Origin of the sequence: Promicromonospora sp. MS192, assembly GCF_049532985.1 — a bacterium.
GTDB lineage: Bacteria > Actinomycetota > Actinomycetes > Actinomycetales > Cellulomonadaceae > Promicromonospora.
Genome location: NZ_CP186693.1, coordinates 1,979,346 through 1,995,412 on the forward strand (window position 1 = coordinate 1,979,346; position 16,067 = coordinate 1,995,412).

The window sequence follows — 16,067 nt, forward strand, 5'->3', positions numbered from 1 at the left end:
GCAGGGCACGTGTCCGGCGGGTGCGGTTGCGCCGCCGTCGTCCGCCAGGCAGGGTGCGGTGACCGCCCAGGGCGGACGACGACGCGCGGGCGCTCCAGCCTCGGGCCTGTCCCTGCCCCGTCCGCCTCGTCCGCAGGGAGTAGCAGTGCACCGTTCCGAAGCCCCGGCCGTCACCGAGATCGCCGTGGCGGACGCGAAGGCCGGCCCGTACGGCATCGCCTCCGGACCGGACGGCGCCCTCTGGGTCACCCTGGCCCGGACCGGCCGGATCGCGCGTCTGACCCCCGACGGGGCGGTCACCGAGCACGCGCTGGACTCCGCGGGGTGCATGCCGCTCGTGATCACGGCGGGGACCGACGGCGCGCTGTGGTTCACCCGGTCCCAGGACCACCGGATCGGCCGCATCACGACCGACGGCACGGCACGGTCCGTGGCCGTCCCTACGCCTGGTGCCGGCCCGTACGGGATCACGCCCGGCCCGGACGGGGCCGTGTGGTTCACCGAGATGAACGCCGACCGGATCGGCCGGGTCACCGCCGACGGCCGTGTCTCGGAGGTCGAGGTGCCGGTCGCGGGCGGCATGCCGTCGGCGATCACCACGGGCCCGGACGGCGCGCTGTGGTTCACGCTCAACCAGGCCAACGCGGTGGGCCGGGTCACGGTGGGCGGCGAGATGACGATCCACCCCCTGCCCACGCCGGCCTCCGGACCCGTGGGTATCGCCAGCGACGGGTCCGCCCTGTGGTTCGCGCAGATCGCGGCGGGGCAGATCGGCCGGATCACGCCCGACGGCGCGGTCCAGGAGTTCCCGCTGCCGGACCGCGACGCCAAGCCGCACGCCGTCGTCGCGGCCGGGCCGGGGGAGTGCTGGTTCACGGAGTGGGGCGGCAACCGGATCGGCCGGATCACCGCGGACGGCGAGGTCAGCGAGCACGACCTGCCCACGCCGTCCTCCGAACCGCACGGCATCACCGTGGGGCCCGACGGCGCGGTGTGGGCGGCGCTGGAGTCCGGCGGGGTCGCCCGGCTCGGGCGCTAGCTAGTCCCGCACGGCCGGCTGGTCCCGCACCGCCGCCGTCTCCACCGCCTGCAGGGCCTCCCGCAGGCCTGCCGCCGTGCCCTCCGCCTGGGCCTGACCGGCGAGCGCGGCCGCACGCGACCGCTCGGCCTCCGTCACCTGCTCCCGCAGCGCGCCCAGTGCGTCGCGGGCAGCGGCGAGCTCGCCCTCCAGACGGGCGGCCGCCGCCTCCGCGGCCGCCCGTGCGGTGTCGGCCGCGGCCCGGTCGTGCTGGGCACGCGTGACGTCGTCCCGGGCGGCCTCCAGCGCGGTGCGCACATCGGCGAGGGACTCGCGCAGCCCGACGGCGGCCCCGTCCGCCTGGGCCCGGGCTGCGTCGGCCGCCGCCCGGGCACGCTCGGCGGCGGTCACGGCGGCTCGTTCCTGGGCCAGCTCGTCCCGGGTCGCTGCCAGCGCGGAGCGCGTGTCGGCGAGCTCGGCCTCCAGCCGGGCGACCGTCGCGTGGGTGGAGGCCCGCTCCCGCTCGGCCGCGGCGCGTTCCTCCTGGGCGGTCCCGACGGCCTCGCGTGCGGTCTCCAGCACCGCGCGGAGCTGTGCGAGCTCGGCGTCCGCCTCGTCCACACGGGCGGCCAGCGCGTCCGCCTCACCGACCACCGCCGTCAGCGCCTCGTCCGACGCCGCGGCCGCTGCCTCGTGCTCCGCGCGGGCCGCCTCGACCGCGGCCCGCCACAGCGCGTCCATGCCGCTCGACAGGAGGGCGCTGACGGTGGCGGGCAGGTCGGGGAGGGCCGACCGCGCCTCGTCCTGCGCAGCCCGCTCCTCGCGCCACTCGCGCAGGTACTTCGTCGCAGCCGCGTTGGAGCAGCCGGCGCGCTCGCGCACGCTCGTCACGGTGACCGTGGCGCCCTCGGCCACGAGGGTGTCGGCAGCCTGGAAGACGCGTTCCTTGTCCCGCACGTCGTTTCTCCGTCTCGATCGGTCCGCCGGCGCATCCCCGCGGTTCTTTTCCGCAGAGGATCGTTCGCCCGCGTAGTAGTAGGCGTAGTACGACAATACTACGCCTACTTTCGATCCCACACAGTGCGCACCCGCTTTCCTGAAGCGGGTGCGCACTGAGGTTGAGAGCGGCTATTTATCAACGATTGATCGCGCTCCGGGGAGCGCTACTGCGCACACAGGGAGCAGATAGTGAGCGGTGGATCCACGTGCGATCCAGCGGGGCCGCGCGGGGACGACCGCCCGGTCGCGCTCGGCGACGCTCTGCTCAGCCCTCGGCCACGTCGCGGAGGAACACGATGCCGTCCTGGTCCGTGAGCCGCGCCGGGTCCAGGGGCGCGTACCCGAACCAGGGAGACGTCCGGGCGGCGAGCGCCGGGCGAGCGGTGCCGGTCCCCGCGGTCTCGTCCCCGAGCGCGACCCTCAGCCCGGGCGCGTCCACGAGCAGCCGGTCCCGGTCCAGCGCGTACAGCCGTCCCTCGACGGTGTCCGGCTCCGGGACGTCCACGCCCTGGTGGCGCAGCGTCCCGAGCGCCGTGGCCACGAACGTGTACCGGTCGCCCAGCCGGGCGTCGACGAGCGCGCCGGCACCCCACCACTCCAGCCGGGGGTGGTCCCACATGCGCAGGGTGCTGCGGCCCCGCCGGAGGTGGCTGTTGTGGGCGTTGACCAGCACGGGGCTGCGTCCGGCCAGGGCGAGCAGGTTGTCGGCGATCATGGTGTCGCGGATCCCGAGCAGGCGGGTCATGCGCGCGGGTGACGGGTCGGCCATCCAGAAGTGGTAGCGCAGCAGGCCGGTCGCGGTACGCGCGTACAGGCGGGCGCGATCCCGTTCCTGCGGTGTGGAGCCGGCCAGGAGCTGCGGGGCGTGGGTGTCGAGCAGGGTCGCCAGGTCGTCCGCGAGCAGGCGCAGCTCCCTGGCCTCGGCGGACTGCCCCACCGATCGGGTGGGGTCCGTCATGGCGGCGGGCTGGGTCCAGCGGTCGTCCGGGCCGATGATGCGGTCCAGCACGTCGGCGGTGCAGGGCAGCAGGTCGGCGTCCACCCGGGCGGCCAGGTAGTCGTGCAGCGCCGTGAGGGCCGCGCGCGGGCTGGCGGCCGCGGAGATCTCCAGGGGCCCGTCGACGCCGGCGAAGCGGACCTGCTGCGCGGCGGGGCGTCCGTCGTTGTGGGCGCGCATCCAGCGCACGAGCTCGCGGTTGCCGAGGTACGCACCCCAGTCGTGGCTCAGGCCGTGGGCCAGGACGTGGTCGAGGTCGCCCCGGCCGGTCGTGACGTAGTCGTCCACGAGCAGACCCGCGAGGCAGTCGGTCTCCAGGGCGATGGTGCGGTAGCCGTGCTGTTCGACGAGCTCGCGGAACAGGGTGTTGCGCAACCTGAGCAGGTCCTGCGCGCCGTGCGTCGGCTCGCCCAGTGCCAGGACCTGTGGCGGGCCGGGGACGAGGGCCAGCAGGGAGGCGGCGTCGACGGGATGAACGGTGTGCTCGATGTCTCTCACCATTCCCTCAACGGTATCGTTGAAGGCTCGGTTGAGACCTTGCCGCAGAACGGAGCCGAGTGTGGTGCAGAACCTTCAAACGGGTGCACGGCTGCGGCCCGTCGATCTGGCCCGCGGGCACGGGCTGTCCACGCAGGCGGTGCGCAACTACGAGGACGCCGGCATCCTGCCGGCCGCCGACCGGACACCGGCGGGGTACCGGGTGTACACCCCGCGGCACGCGCGGGCGCTGCGCGCATTCCTCGCCCTGGTGCCCGGCCACGGCCACCAGGTCGCGGCCGCGATCCTGCGTGCGGTGCACGACGGCGCCGTCGGCGAGGCGTACCGGCTGATCGACGAGAGCCATGCGCTGCTCCTGGAGGACCGGCGGACCCTGCGGGCCGTCGAGGACGCCCTGCGCGACCTGGACGGCGCGCCGTCCGCCCGGCCGATCCCGCGAACCGAGCCGCAGGACACGTTCATCGGTCCGCTCGCGGCCCGGCTGCGGATCCGGCCCGCCACCCTGCGTACCTGGGAGCGCGCGGGCCTGGTCCGTCCGCGACGGGACCCGCAGACCGGGTACCGGGTCTACGACGCCGCCGCGGTGCGCGACGCCCGGCTGACCCACCAGCTCCGCCGTGGCGGGTACCTGCTGGAGCAGATCGTCCCGCTCATCGAGCAGGTGCGGACCGCCGGGGGCCTGGAACCGCTGGCGGCGACCCTGGACGAGTGGCAGGGTCGCCTCACCGCTCGCGGCCGGGCGCTGCTGGCCGGGGCCGCCGCCCTGGAGGCCTATCTCGCCTCGACCGACGGGGCAGCCGTCACCGGCCGGCTCGCAGCCGCGCCGCCTGCTTGATCAGGTGCGTGCGCTCGGCGGCGCTGGTCGTCCGGTCCGCGGCGGCCGTGTAGTGCCTCACGGCCAGCTCGATGTCGTCGGCACGCTCGTACAGGTGCGCGGCCACGGCGTCCCACCGGGACAGCCCCGGGTCGACGTCGGCCAGGGCGGCCAGGCCGGCGCGCGGGCCGTCCACCTGCCCGACGGCGACCGCCCGGTTGAGCGCCACGACGGGGCTGGCCGTGAGCGCGGCGAGCTCGTCGTACCACTGCAGGATCTGCGGCCAGTCGGTCTCCGCGGCGCTGGGCGCGTCGTCGTGCAGGGCGGCGATCGCCGCCTGGGCCTGGTACTGGCCCAGGCGGTCGCGGGACAGGGCGGTCTGGAGCACGTCGACGCCCTCGGCGATCATCGCCGTGTCCCAGCGGCCCCGGTCCTGCTCGTCGAGCGGCACCAGCTCGCCCGAGGCGGTGTACCGGGCGTCCCGTCGTGCGTGGTGCAGCAGCATCAGGGCCAGGAGCCCGGCGATCTCGGGGTCCGCACCCTCCGGACGCACCGCCGAGGACACCGCGAGCTGCCGCGTGAGCCGGATCGCCTCGTCCGCCAGCGAGATCTCGCCCGTGAAGCCCTCGTTGAAGATCAGGTACAGCACGTGCAGCACCGCGCGGACGTCGCCGGGTGTGTCGAACCGCTCGCCGGTGATGGTGCGCTTGGCCCGGGAGATCCGTTGCGCCATCGTGGCCTCGGGAACCAGGAACGCCCGCGCGATCTGGGCCGTGGTCAGCCCGCCCACGGCCCGCAGCGTCAGCGCGATCGCCGACGCCGGGCTGAGCGCCGGGTGGCAGCAGCGGCTCAGGAGCAGGAGCGTGTCGTCCGACTGCTCGGTGGGGCCCTGCGGCGGCTCGTCACCCGCCCGTTCCTCGCGGCGCCGCCGGGCCGCCTCGGACCGCTGCAGGTCGATCAGCTTGCGGCCGGCCACCCGCAGCAGCCACGCCTTCGGGTCGTCCGGCGGGTCCTCGGGCCAGTGCCGCACGGCCTCGATGAGGGCTTCCTGGACGGCGTCCTCGGCCGTCGCGAAGTCTGCTCCGCGGCGGACAAGGACGCCCAGGACCTGCGGCGCCAGCGTCCGCACCCGGTCGTTCACGGCGTCGTGGTCCACGTCCAGCCCTCCTCAGGTCGCCCGGCTCACTCAGCCGGCTTACTCAGAGATCGTCAGGTCCTCGCCGAGGAACGGCCGCACCTCGAGCCACTCGTAGATCGGCCGTCCGCCGACGCCGGGTGCGGCGGACAGCTCCGCCGCGGCCTCGTAGGCCCGCTCCTGGGACTCGACGTCGATGATCATCCAGCCCGCGATGAGGTCCTTCGTCTCCGCGAACGGCCCGTCCGTCACCGGCGGGCGGCCCTCGCCGTCGTACCGGACGAACGTGCCCTCCGGCGAGAGCGCGCCCTCGCTCACGAACTCTCCGCTCTGCGTCAGCTTCTCGGCGAAGCGGCGCATGTAGTCGATGTGGGCCGTGATCTCCTCGGGGCTCCACTCGTCCATCGGCACGTCGGTGCCGGGCACCCACTCCGGGCCGGACCGCCGGTAGTGCTTGAGCAGCAGGTACTTCGCCATGGTCGTCTCCCTGGTTCACGGGCCCCGCGGACCCTGCGTCGTGGACGCGGTTCGTGCGCCCTCGACCCTAGGACGGAGCCGTCGCCGGGTTCTCGACATCAGGATCACCGATCCGGGTGCAGAAGTTCGCGATGCTCTGACGGCGCCGGTCAGGGGCGCGCCCCGGTCAGCCTGCCCGGCTCCGCACGGCCGTGATCGGCGTGACCGCCGCCGCCGTACCCGGTGTGTCGTCGGCCGGCCCCGGGAGGACGGCGGACGCCTGGAACGCCGCGCTCATGGTCTCGCCCAGGGCGTCGAGGTCGTCCTCGAACAGGCCCGCGTACGTGGACAGCGTCAGCACCGGCGACTCGTGCCCCAGCATGCGCTGCACGGCCTTGACCGTGGCGCCGCCGGAGATCGCCAGGGACGCCGCGGTGTGCCGCAGGTCGTGCAGGGTGAGCGTGTCGAAGTCCTCGGCACCCGGGGCGAGCGTGGTCCGCGACAGCGCCGTCAGCAGCCGGGTGCGGCTCACCTTCTCGCCGCGCGTCATCGTCTGCCGGGCCCGGTCGTCCGCCGCCACCAGGGCCCACGTCGCAGGGTCGGTCACACCCGTGGGCTGCTGCCCGCCCGCGGCCTGGAGACGGCGGACGGCGGCGACCACACCGTCGTCGTACAGGCCTGCGGCGGGCAGGCCCAGGGCCTGCCGGAGGGTGCGGACGGCGCTGCCCGCCGCGTCGACGGCCGGGCGGAAGGCGGACCGGTCGAAGCTCTCCCGGCGCAGCGGACCGCCGCGCGTCCCGGTGAACAGCAGGTCGCCGGCGCCCCGGCCCGCCGCCTGCGCGGCCACCGCCTCGACCAGCGACGCGGGCAGCGGCACCTCCCGCCGGGCGTGGGTCTTGGTGTCGCCGAGCAGCAGCGTGCCGTCGTCCAGCCGCGTGTAGGCCTTGTCCACGCGCACGCGGCGGCGCAGCGGGTCCACGTCGGCGACCGTCAGTGCGCTGACCTCGCCCCAGCGCAGGCCCGTCAGGGCCGTGAGCAGCACGAGCGTGCGCGTCTGGGGGGAGGAGGCGGCGTCGGCCACGCGGCGCAGCTGCTCGTGGGACAGGTACCGGTGCGGCTTGGTCTTCGGCGCCCGCGGCAGAGCCGGCACCTTGCCCGACGGCGTCCGTGCGGGGTTGGTGCGCAGCCGGCGAGCGTCCACCGCGGCGTCGAGGAGGGCGACCAGGAGCCGGGCCGCGTCCCGCCGCCGGGCGGGCGAGGCGGTCCGGCCGGTGGTGGGGGAGGTCATGGTCGCCGCCCAGCGGGCCACGTCCTCGTGGGTGACCTGCCGCAGCGGGCGGTCCCCGAACGTGGGCGCGACCAGCGACCGGAACCGCTCGTGCTCGGCCTCGAGCGTGCGGGGCGCGCGGTCCACGCGGGCCTCCTGCCAGGTCGCGAACCACTCGGCGACGGTGATGCGGCCGGCGGACGGGTCGATCCACTCGGCGTGCTTGCCCGCCTCCTCCTGACGCCGGGCCTCCGCGAGCGCCTCGCGCCGCACGGTGAAGCGGCGGGTGCTGCGCAGGCGCCCGTCGACGCGGTAGCGGCCGACGTAGCCGGTGCGGCCCGCGGAGTCGGTGCGCTGCTCGGTGTACGCCACGGGGGCAGCGTAGTGGGGGTGGCCGGTGGCGGTGCGGCGGCAGGTCGGTCCTGCGTGTCGCACGGGCCGTGCGTCCTCGGCCGCGCGTCCTCAGAGGGCCCGGGCCTGGCCGGTCAGCACGTTCCACCCGATGCGGCCGCCCAGCGCGAGGAGCACGGTGCCGGTGACGCGGTCGGTGGCGCGGGCGATCGCCCGTCCGGACAGCCAGCGCCGGGCCAGGCCCGCGGCATGGATGAGCAGGGCGAGCCAGGCCATCCCGATGATGTCGTGCTCCACGGCGAGCAGGAGGCCCATGAGCAGGTGGGGCACGTCGTCGGGCAGGAACTGCGGGATGGTCGCGAGGTAGAACACGCCGACCTTCGGGTTGAGCAGGTTGGTGGTGGCGCCGACGGCGAACGACCGCCAGGCGGACCGCTCCTCGTCCGCCGTGCCGGGCACGGGGGAGCGGACGGCGGCGTCGGCCGTCGTCATGGGGTGTCGGGCGGGCGCATGCCACCGGGTAGTTTGGAGGCATGCGCGTTCTCGTCTCCGGTGGGGCCGGCTACATCGGCTCGCACACCGTCCTAGCCCTGATAGCCGCCGGTCACGACGTCGTGGTGGTCGACGACTTCTCCAACTCCAAGCCCACCGTGCAGGGTCGCCTGGAAGCGCTCGCCGGGCGCGCCGTCCCGTTCCACGCGTTCGACCTGACCGACGTCGACAAGACCGAGCGGCTGTTCGCGCACGAGCAGATCGACGCCGTCGTGCACTTCGCCGGGTACAAGGCGGTGGGGGAGTCGGTCACCAAGCCGCTGGAGTACTACCGCAACAACCTGGACTCCACGTTCGCCCTGGCGGCTGCGATGGCGAAGCACGGGGTGACGAAGCTGGTGTTCTCCTCGTCGGCCACGGTGTACGGCGAGAAGGCGCCCGTGCCCTACCAGGAGGACTACGAGCACCTGTCGTCCTCCTCCCCGTACGGGCAGACGAAGGTGATGATCGAGCGGGTCCTGTCGGACGTCGCGCACATCTCCGAGGGCTGGAAGGTGGCGCTGCTGCGGTACTTCAACCCGGTCGGGGCGCACGAGAGCGGGGACATCGGTGAGGACCCGCAGGGCGTGCCGAACAACCTGATGCCGTTCATCGCGCAGGTGGCGGTGGGCCGCCGGGACAAGCTGACCGTGTTCGGCGGCGACTACCCGACTGCCGACGGCACGGCCGAGCGCGACTACCTGCACGTCACCGACCTCGCGGCCGGGCACGTGGCAGCGCTGGAGCACCTCGACGACATGGCCGAGCCCGCGCGCGCGTTCAACCTCGGCACGGGCACCGGCACCTCGGTGCTGGCGCTGCTCAAGGCGTTCGAGCGGGCCGTCGGCCGGGAGCTGCCCTACGAGATCGGCCCGCGCCGCGCCGGCGACCTGCCCGCGTTCTGGGCGGACCCGACGCGCGCCAACACCGAGCTGGGCTGGCGTGCCACCAAGACGATCGACGACATGTGCGCCGACACCTGGCGGTGGCAGTCTAAGAACCCGGAGGGCTTCCCGGACGCCTGAGGGTGCTCCGCCGTCGCCGGCGGGTCAGATGACCGGGTTGCCGATCGGCGGGGTCTCCAGGCGGTCGAAGTCGAGCTGGGGGACGTCCTCGTCCGCGTCGGGCGCCCGGTGCCGGGGACCGGCGCCGGGCTCCTTCGGGGGTGGCGTCGGTGCCTGCTGCGGGGTTCGGTCCACGGGTTGGGCGTGCGCCTCCTCGAACGCGCGCACGATCGACCACGGCAGCCGGATGTAGCCCTCGACGTCGAACCCGTTGGCGATGGCCCAGGCCCGCATCTGGGCCGGGGTGGCGCGGTTGCGGCCGTCGGTGGGCTTCTTGGTCCCCGACTCGTCGACCAGCTTGGGGAACTCGACCGGCGTCGCCTCGACGATCGGCTCGATCACGGAGTCCCGCGAGCAGCCCAGGGTGTCGGCCACGCGCCACAGCTCCTGGCGTGCCTCCAGGTGGTACCGGTCCGCCTCGATCGCCTGGTGCACCAGGGCGTCGAAGAACGCGCGCCGGATGTCGGCCGCCGCCTCGGGGGTGAGCCGGTACAGCGGTTCGGCGTCGGCCAGGTGGGCGGCCGTGGCCGGGGTCAGGCGCCCGTCGTGCAGGGTCTCGGCCACCAGGGCCAGGTATCCGTGCGTGTGCACGTCGGCGACGGCGGCGATGGCGTCGGCGAGCGGCTGCCCGGCGAGCGTGGTGAGGATGCCGGGCCCCCGCCGTCCGGGCCACGGGCGGGGCGGCTCGGCGGCGCGGCTCGGCCCGTCCGGCCACGGGTAGACCCAGGCGCGGAGGGTGACCTGGAGCAGCTCGGGCAGGTCGGGTACCCCGCTCGCGCTCTGCAGGAACCGGCCCAGCAGCCCCGCCACGGCGCGGGCCTCGTTGACCGGGTGCGAGTTGGGCGGTATGCCGCCGCCCTCCAGCGCCACGCCGGCGGCGGTGCAGCAGTCCGACAGCCGCCGGTGCTTCAGGGCCGGCAGGTAGTGGTAGCTCGCGTCGATGATCGTGAGCTGGGCGAAGGCCGGCAGGTCCCAGCCGAGGCGCGCCAGCTCCGCCCGCAGCACCTCGATGCCCAGGCGACCGTTGTGCGTCACGATCGCCATCTGTGACAGCCGCTCGCGGAGCGTGGCCGCGACGTCGGCGAGCGCTATCCATGCTCCGTCCGGGTGGAGCACCGCCGACCACTCGTCGACGACGGTTCCGCGCTCGTCGACGCGCACGACGGCGATCTCCCGCAGGCGCGCCGTCGCGACCTCGATGCCGGTGATGCGTGTGGACACCGCTGCGTACGCCGGCTTGCCTACGCGTTCATCCCTCGCCATGCGCGTCCTTTCTCGACAGCCGTGCCGCCGGCAGCGCTACGACGCGCCACAGGGTGCCATCAGTGCGAGAGTCCTGAAAGTGGAGATCGTACGAATATGTCGGATTCTGTGAAAATCACTACCAAAGATAGCGGACCGCCCCCGATTATTAACACTAGTCATGGGTGTTTGGCCACTGTCTGGGGTAGGTCAAAAGGGGAGGTCATGGTGTTGTCGAAGCTCTCGGTCATGGACTGGCGCGCGATAGCCGCGCTGGTCTTCGCTCTTCCGTACGCCGCCCTGGTCCTGGTGGGAGAGCGGTTCGGGTGGCTCGAACCCTCGGCATCCGACGCTCTGACCAGCCCGATCACCATTGTGACACTGGGTTGCCTCCTGGCCGGCGCAGGCCTGGCGCTGACCCCGGTGCTGCAGGGCGGGAGCTACCCCGTCCTGAACATCCTCGTCGGTGGTGCGATGCTGCTCGGCTTCTGCTGGGCGGTGCTGGTGCTCGCGCAGGCGAAGTACGGGTGCGACCCGTTGAACGTGCTGCCCGGCTGCGGGTGATCTTGCGAAACTTTGCGCCTCGGCCCGCGGGGGCGTTTTCCCGTGCCGGTCGTCGCGCGGCCGGTACACAATGCGAGCGTGTTCCGCCGCCCCGACAGCCACCGCCTCGCCAGCCGTGAGCTGGTCACCCTCGGTACCGCCAGCCAGGTACCCACCAGGACCCGCAACCACAACGGCTATGCGTTGTCCTGGGACGACGAGGTCATCCTGTTCGATCCCGGCGAGGGCACCCAGCGCCAGATGCTGCACGCCGGCATCTCCGCCACGGCACTGACCCGCATCGCGATCACGCACCTGCACGGCGACCACAGCCTCGGCCTGGCCGGCGTGGTGCAGCGGATCAGCCTCGACGCCGTACCGCAGACCATCCCGGTCACCTTCCCGGCCTCGGGCCGGCGCTGGGTCGAGAACCTGTGCGACGCCACCGCCTACTACCACCAGGAACGCCTGGCGCTCCAGGGGCTGACGCGCGACGGCGAGGTGCACCGAGTACCGGGGGAGCTGCACGGCCCGGCGGTGCTCAGCGCCGCCCGCCTGGACCACTCGCTGGAGGCCTACGGGTACCGGCTCGACGAGCCCGACGGCCGCCGCATGGACCCGGCCCGCCTGGCCGCCGCCGGCATCACCGGGCCCGACGTCGGCCGGCTCGTCCGTGCAGGCACGCTGGACACCCCGCACGGCACGGTCCGGACGGAGAACGTCAGCGACCCGCGACCCGGGCAGTCGTTCGCCTTCGTGATGGACACCCGGATCTGTGACGCCGTGTGGCGCCTGGCCGACGGCGTGGACCTGCTCGTCATCGAGTCCACGTACCTGGACCGCGACCGGAACCTGGCACACGACCACGGGCACCTGACCGCCCTGGAGGCCGCGACCGTGGCCGGGCAGACCGGCGTGCGCAGCCTCGTGCTGACCCACTTCTCACAGCGGTACACCGACCCGGGCGAGTTCGAGCGCGAGGCCCGCACCGTGTTCGACGGCGAGCTCACCGTCGCGGCCGACCTCGGCCGGGTGCGGGTGCCGCGGCGGCGGTGAGCCGGGCGCGCCCACCGCGGGCGCGTCCGGTGCGGACGCTCGCGGTGGCGACGGTGCCGCAGGTGGTCTAGGCTTCTTGTGAAAGCCGGGGCAGGTCTCCCGGTTATAGATCGGCCGGGGCCCTTTCAGTTCTCACTGTGGGGGCCCTCAGGCATTTCTGGGACAGGTACGGGCATCTCCGTGATCACGGTCGAGACCGTCTGGTGGGACACCAGCCATTGCGCGACCGCCGGATCGACAGCCGCCAGCACTCGTCGCGTCGCCCTGAGATGGCGCTTGACCACGGCGCCACCCGGCAGGAGCGGTTCCAGGTGAGCGATGCGGTTGCGCAGGCGATAGAGGCCGTCGATGTCGCGCACCAGGTCCGAGACGGGTCGGTCGAGGTGAGGGAACGCCCGCGAGATCGTGGAGCGCCAGAGAAACCTGCGCCCTGGGTCCTTGCTCGGCAGCATGAACCGCCACGTGCCGAACATCAGCTGCGCCAGGACGTCGTCGTGCGTCACCGGACGCGGCCCGGTGCTGGAGTCCTTCACGGCGAGCGTCGCGCGGCGAAGCGCCTTGTCGATCTCCTCTCGACGGACGACCCGCTCGACCAGCCGTGACGGATCCATCAGCCAGTCGGCGTCGTGGGTGCGGCCGGTGCGCGGGTCGATCTGCGTCGCGTTCCAGACCCGCAGCTCGGCGTCGATGGCGTTGCGGAGGAAGACCTCGACCAGGTGCAGCATCTTGTAGACCGCCGAGGACATCTCGACGTTCCACTGGTAGAGCGCCAGTGCGGCGCGGACGTTGCCACCGGCGGCCCGCAGATAGGGCGCGAGCCGTGGCGCGCTGAGCAGCACGGCGACCGTGCGGTGGTGGGTCGCGGTCAGGGTAGGGACGGCCATCGATGACTCCTCGGAACTGGGGCTGAACGCTCCCCAGGTTCCCAGAGAAGCATCCTCTTGGCCTGCGTTGACCCTCGTTGTTGCATATACGCAACGGCGGTCGTCCGTGGGCCCGGGCCGCTGGCCAGGAACCGGTGTCCACGGGCAGTTCTCCCCGTTGACCTGCCGGTGGGCCGCCACCACGATGCGGGTCATGAGCAACCCGGCGAACCTGATGACCTGGGACGGTGCCGTCAACCTCCGCGACCTCGGCGGCCTCCCTCTGGAGGACGGCACGACCACCGCGGCCGGGCAGGTCTGGCGCTCCGGGGCGCCCGACCCGATCACCTCCACCGGCTGGGCGGAGGCTGTCGAGGCGGGGCTCACGACGGTGGTCGACCTGCGCAACCCCGCCGAGGTCAAGCTGGCTCGCGACCTCCTGCCCGGTGCCGTCCGTCCCACCCGGATCATCACCCGCAACACCCCTACCGAGGATCCGGGCGACCCCCACTTCCAGGCTGCCTGCGGCCCCTGGCTGGACCACCCGCGCTCCTACGCACCCACCACGGCCATGTACCCGCACCTGGTCGGTGCGGCCTTCCGGGCGCTCGCGGACGCCCCGGGGCCGGTCCTGGTGCACTGCTCGGCGGGCCGTGACCGGACGGGCATGATCACGGCGATGCTGCTGTCGCTGACGGGTGTCGAGCACGACGCGATCGCCACGGACTACGAGCAGGCCTTCCGCGGGACGAGCCATCGCGGGGGTGGTGTCGCCTACGACGTCGAGCGGGGTGCATGGGTGCAGCACCCGGGGGAGACGTGGACGGCCCGGCAGATGGACGGGCGGGTCCGCGAGCGCCGTGCGGCGCTGCTGGACTGGCTGGCGGGGCTGGATGTGGTGGCGTACCTGCGGTACGTGGGTCTGGACGAGGCGCGGGTCAGGCGGTTGCGGGAGCGTCTGCGGTGAGCGTGGCGGGCAGCTCGAGCGTCATGTAGGTGCTGTGCGGGTCGAGGGTGTAGTCGCCGAACGGGCCGCACTCGGTGAAGCCGTGCCGGGCGTACAGGCGGCGGGCGGGGGCGAAGTAGTCCTGGGTGCCGGTCTCGAGGCTGACGCGCCGGTAGGTGCGGCGGTGTGCCTCGGCGAGGATCGTGGCCAGCACGGCGGAGGCGACGCCGCGGCCGCGGGCGGTGGTGGCGGTGCGCATCGACTTGATCTCGCCGTGGGTGGCGGGGGTGCCGGGGCGGGCGTCGAGCTCGTGGAGGGCGCCGCAGCCGAGCAGGGTGCCGTCGTCGTCGCGGGCGATCCAGAAGGTGAGTGTGGGGGCGAGCAGCGCGGAGTGGTCCAGGGCGTGCACGCTCTCTGCGGGGGAGGTGGCGTACATGTCGGTGAGGTGCTCGTCCAGCAGCTGGCGGACGTCGTCGCGGGCGGGGGAGTCGGTCTCGATGTGCACGCCACCATCTTGCGGGTGGTGGCGGGGTGGTGACGTCCGTATGGCGGGCCCGTGTGGCGCACGTCACGCCCTGGGGGTAGGAATCTCCAGGTGCGCGCACGCCCGTGCGCCTGTGCCGGCCGACGAGGGCCGGGGACCGAGGAGAACGACGATGTCGCTGCCGAGCCCGAGCTACACGATCACCCTGCGCGTGGAGGTGGCCGCCTCGCAGCGCGCCACGAGCACGGTGGTAGCGGCGGTGGCCGACGCCGGGGCGGCGGTGATGGGCGTGGACATCGCGCACTCGACGTCGCACGGGCTGGTCGTGGACGTCACGTGCGACACGATCGACGCGGAGCACGGTGAGCGGGTGGTGGCGGCTGTCGACGCGGTCGAGGGCGCCCACGTGCTCAAGTGGAGCGACTCGACGTTCCTGATGCACCTGGGCGGCAAGATCGAGGTGACGACCAAGGTGCCGCTCAAGACGCGCCGGGACCTGTCGCGCGCGTACACGCCGGGGGTGGCGCGGGTGTGCCTGGCGATCGCGGAGAAGCCGGAGGACGCGCGCCGGCTGACGATCAAGCGCAACACGGTCGCCGTGGTCACGGACGGTACGGCGGTGCTGGGCCTGGGGGACATCGGGCCGGCGGCGGCGCTGCCCGTGATGGAGGGCAAGGCGGCGTTGTTCAAGGAGTTCGGCGGGGTGGACGCCTGGCCGGTGTGCCTGGACACGACGGACACGGACGAGATCGTCTCGATCGTCAAGGCGATCGCGCCCGTGTACGGGGGCGTGAACCTGGAGGACATCGCGGCGCCGCGCTGTTTCGAGATCGAGGCGCGGCTGCGTGCTGAGCTGGACATCCCCGTGTTCCACGACGACCAGCACGGCACGGCGATCGTGGTGCTGGCGGCTCTGGTGAACGCCCTGAAGGTGGTGGGCAAGGACCTGGCCGATGTGCGGATCGTGGTGTCCGGGGTGGGTGCGGCGGGCAACGCGATCATCCGGCTGCTCAAGGCGCAGGGCGCCCGGCACGTGGTGGCGTTCGGGCGGGACGGAGCGCTGCACCCGGGTGTGGTCACCGACGACCCGCACCGGCGCTGGATCGTGGAGAACACGAACGTGGACGGGTTCTCCGGCACGCTGCAGGAGGGCCTCAAGGGTGCCGACGTGTTCGTCGGGGTCTCTGCGGGCGGCATCCTGTCGGGTGCGGACGTGGCGCAGATGGCGCAGGACGCGATCGTGTTCGCGCTGGCCAACCCGACCCCGGAGGTGGACCCGCTGGAGGCGGCGCGGACCGCCGCGGTGGTGGCCACCGGGCGCAGCGACTACCCGAACCAGATCAACAACGTGCTGGCCTTCCCCGGCCTGTTCCGGGGGCTGCTGGACACCGGTGCCCGGGACATCACCACCGAGCTGCTGCGGGTGGCGGCCCTGGCGATCGCGGACGTCGTGGGTCCGCAGGAGCTGAACAGCGCCTACATCGTGCCGGGCGTGTTCGACCACCGGGTCGCCGAGGCCGTCGCGGACGCGGTGCGCGCTGGCGCGGAGGCGTCCGGGGCGGGCTCGGCGACCCGGTAGACGGGCGGGTCAGCCCAGCAGGCCGCCGAGGGTGGCGTTGACGGCGCTGCTGACCAGCGCGGCCGCGCCGAAGACCATGGCGAGCAGGGCGCCGGTGGAGGCCACCAGCGGGATCCACCAGCGCACGGAGTCGCGCGGGGCGGAGGCGAGGACGGGACCGTCGGTCCGGTCGGACGAGGCGTAGTTCGGGTGCACACTGTTTCTCACACCCTGATAGACGTCCG

At 73.4% G+C, this 16,067-nt stretch carries 17 protein-coding genes; 7 read left to right on the top strand and 10 right to left on the bottom strand.

What is annotated here, in order from left to right; translation table 11 throughout:
* Positions 1 to 145 precede the first annotated feature (145 nt).
* The gene (locus ACO229_RS08885) at positions 146 to 1,039 is read left to right on the top strand and encodes a virginiamycin B lyase family protein (protein WP_423464604.1); all 894 of its coding nucleotides are present in this window, start codon (positions 146 to 148) and stop codon (positions 1,037 to 1,039) included.
* On the opposite strand, the gene ACO229_RS08890 is transcribed toward ACO229_RS08885, so the two are convergent.
* Both ACO229_RS08890 and ACO229_RS08895 read right to left on the bottom strand, forming a co-directional pair.
* Entirely contained in the window at positions 1,040 to 1,975 is a 936-nt protein-coding gene (locus ACO229_RS08890; protein WP_423464605.1) for a DNA-binding protein, read from the bottom strand.
* 307 nt (positions 1,976 to 2,282) lie between these two features.
* The gene (locus ACO229_RS08895; protein ID WP_423464606.1) at positions 2,283 to 3,515 is read right to left on the bottom strand and encodes an erythromycin esterase family protein; all 1,233 of its coding nucleotides are present in this window, start codon (positions 3,513 to 3,515) and stop codon (positions 2,283 to 2,285) included.
* 61 nt (positions 3,516 to 3,576) lie between these two features.
* On the opposite strand from ACO229_RS08895, the gene ACO229_RS08900 reads away from it, so the two are divergent.
* On the top strand, positions 3,577 to 4,347 hold the full coding sequence (locus ACO229_RS08900; protein ID WP_423464607.1) for a MerR family transcriptional regulator: 771 nt from the start codon (positions 3,577 to 3,579) through the stop codon (positions 4,345 to 4,347).
* On the opposite strand, the gene ACO229_RS08905 is transcribed toward ACO229_RS08900, so the two are convergent.
* The 4 genes from ACO229_RS08905 to ACO229_RS08920 all read right to left on the bottom strand — a co-directional run bounded on the left by ACO229_RS08905 (position 4,313) and on the right by ACO229_RS08920 (position 8,027).
* Entirely contained in the window at positions 4,313 to 5,482 is a 1,170-nt protein-coding gene (locus tag ACO229_RS08905; protein ID WP_423464608.1) for an RNA polymerase sigma factor, read from the bottom strand. The genes ACO229_RS08900 and ACO229_RS08905 overlap by 35 nt on opposite strands.
* Positions 5,483 to 5,521: 39 nt before the next feature.
* On the bottom strand, positions 5,522 to 5,938 hold the full coding sequence (locus ACO229_RS08910; RefSeq protein ID WP_423464609.1) for a YciI family protein: 417 nt from the start codon (positions 5,936 to 5,938) through the stop codon (positions 5,522 to 5,524).
* Between the two features lie 166 nt (positions 5,939 to 6,104).
* Positions 6,105 to 7,556, bottom strand: coding sequence for a tyrosine-type recombinase/integrase (locus ACO229_RS08915; protein WP_423464610.1), 1,452 nt, complete (start codon positions 7,554 to 7,556; stop codon positions 6,105 to 6,107).
* Between the two features lie 90 nt (positions 7,557 to 7,646).
* Entirely contained in the window at positions 7,647 to 8,027 is a 381-nt protein-coding gene (locus ACO229_RS08920; protein WP_423464611.1) for a LysE family translocator, read from the bottom strand.
* Positions 8,028 to 8,068: 41 nt separating this feature from the next.
* Between ACO229_RS08920 and galE the strand changes: the two genes are divergently transcribed.
* Positions 8,069 to 9,091: a UDP-glucose 4-epimerase GalE gene (galE, locus tag ACO229_RS08925; RefSeq protein WP_397430306.1), complete on the top strand. Its 1,023-nt coding sequence runs from the start codon at positions 8,069 to 8,071 to the stop codon at positions 9,089 to 9,091.
* A 24-nt stretch (positions 9,092 to 9,115) separates the two neighbouring features.
* Here galE and ACO229_RS08930 read toward each other — a convergent pair whose 3' ends face one another.
* Positions 9,116 to 10,393 (bottom strand): hypothetical protein, encoded by a 1,278-nt coding sequence (locus ACO229_RS08930; protein WP_423464612.1) that lies wholly within the window; start codon positions 10,391 to 10,393, stop codon positions 9,116 to 9,118.
* A 204-nt stretch (positions 10,394 to 10,597) separates the two neighbouring features.
* On the opposite strand from ACO229_RS08930, the gene ACO229_RS08935 reads away from it, so the two are divergent.
* Positions 10,598 to 10,936 carry a hypothetical protein gene (locus ACO229_RS08935; RefSeq protein ID WP_397417427.1) on the top strand — a complete coding sequence of 113 codons (339 nt, stop codon included), beginning with the start codon at positions 10,598 to 10,600 and terminating at the stop codon, positions 10,934 to 10,936.
* A 78-nt stretch (positions 10,937 to 11,014) separates the two neighbouring features.
* Positions 11,015 to 11,971 (top strand): ribonuclease Z, encoded by a 957-nt coding sequence (locus tag ACO229_RS08940; RefSeq protein ID WP_423464613.1) that lies wholly within the window; start codon positions 11,015 to 11,017, stop codon positions 11,969 to 11,971.
* A 125-nt stretch (positions 11,972 to 12,096) separates the two neighbouring features.
* Here ACO229_RS08940 and ACO229_RS08945 read toward each other — a convergent pair whose 3' ends face one another.
* Entirely contained in the window at positions 12,097 to 12,855 is a 759-nt protein-coding gene (locus tag ACO229_RS08945) for a hypothetical protein (protein ID WP_423464614.1), read from the bottom strand.
* A gap of 193 nt (positions 12,856 to 13,048) precedes the next feature.
* Between ACO229_RS08945 and ACO229_RS08950 the strand changes: the two genes are divergently transcribed.
* On the top strand, positions 13,049 to 13,801 hold the full coding sequence (locus ACO229_RS08950) for a tyrosine-protein phosphatase (RefSeq protein ID WP_423464615.1): 753 nt from the start codon (positions 13,049 to 13,051) through the stop codon (positions 13,799 to 13,801).
* Here ACO229_RS08950 and ACO229_RS08955 read toward each other — a convergent pair.
* Positions 13,773 to 14,285 (bottom strand): GNAT family N-acetyltransferase, encoded by a 513-nt coding sequence (locus ACO229_RS08955; RefSeq protein ID WP_423464616.1) that lies wholly within the window; start codon positions 14,283 to 14,285, stop codon positions 13,773 to 13,775. The two genes, ACO229_RS08950 and ACO229_RS08955, sit on opposite strands and share 29 nt — an antisense overlap.
* Positions 14,286 to 14,436: 151 nt before the next feature.
* Here ACO229_RS08955 and ACO229_RS08960 point away from each other — a divergent pair, with 151 nt between their 5' ends.
* Positions 14,437 to 15,843: an NAD-dependent malic enzyme gene (locus ACO229_RS08960; RefSeq protein ID WP_423464617.1), complete on the top strand. Its 1,407-nt coding sequence runs from the start codon at positions 14,437 to 14,439 to the stop codon at positions 15,841 to 15,843.
* A gap of 9 nt (positions 15,844 to 15,852) precedes the next feature.
* Here the strand turns inward: ACO229_RS08960 and ACO229_RS08965 are convergent, their stop codons facing one another.
* Positions 15,853 to 16,050, bottom strand: coding sequence for a hypothetical protein (locus ACO229_RS08965; protein ID WP_397430299.1), 198 nt, complete (start codon positions 16,048 to 16,050; stop codon positions 15,853 to 15,855).
* Positions 16,051 to 16,067 lie beyond the last annotated feature (17 nt).

Coding starts and splice junctions, on each gene's coding strand:
- ACO229_RS08910 (WP_423464609.1), bottom strand. CDS start 5,938: ATGGCGAAGTACCTGCTGCTCAAGCACTACCGGCGGTCCGGCCCGGAG.
- ACO229_RS08935 (WP_397417427.1), top strand. CDS start 10,598: ATGGTGTTGTCGAAGCTCTCGGTCATGGACTGGCGCGCGATAGCCGCG.
- ACO229_RS08930 (WP_423464612.1), bottom strand. CDS start 10,393: ATGGCGAGGGATGAACGCGTAGGCAAGCCGGCGTACGCAGCGGTGTCC.
- ACO229_RS08895 (WP_423464606.1), bottom strand. CDS start 3,515: ATGGTGAGAGACATCGAGCACACCGTTCATCCCGTCGACGCCGCCTCC.
- ACO229_RS08945 (WP_423464614.1), bottom strand. CDS start 12,855: ATGGCCGTCCCTACCCTGACCGCGACCCACCACCGCACGGTCGCCGTG.
- ACO229_RS08960 (WP_423464617.1), top strand. CDS start 14,437: ATGTCGCTGCCGAGCCCGAGCTACACGATCACCCTGCGCGTGGAGGTG.
- ACO229_RS08950 (WP_423464615.1), top strand. CDS start 13,049: ATGAGCAACCCGGCGAACCTGATGACCTGGGACGGTGCCGTCAACCTC.
- ACO229_RS08920 (WP_423464611.1), bottom strand. CDS start 8,027: ATGACGACGGCCGACGCCGCCGTCCGCTCCCCCGTGCCCGGCACGGCG.
- galE (WP_397430306.1), top strand. CDS start 8,069: ATGCGCGTTCTCGTCTCCGGTGGGGCCGGCTACATCGGCTCGCACACC.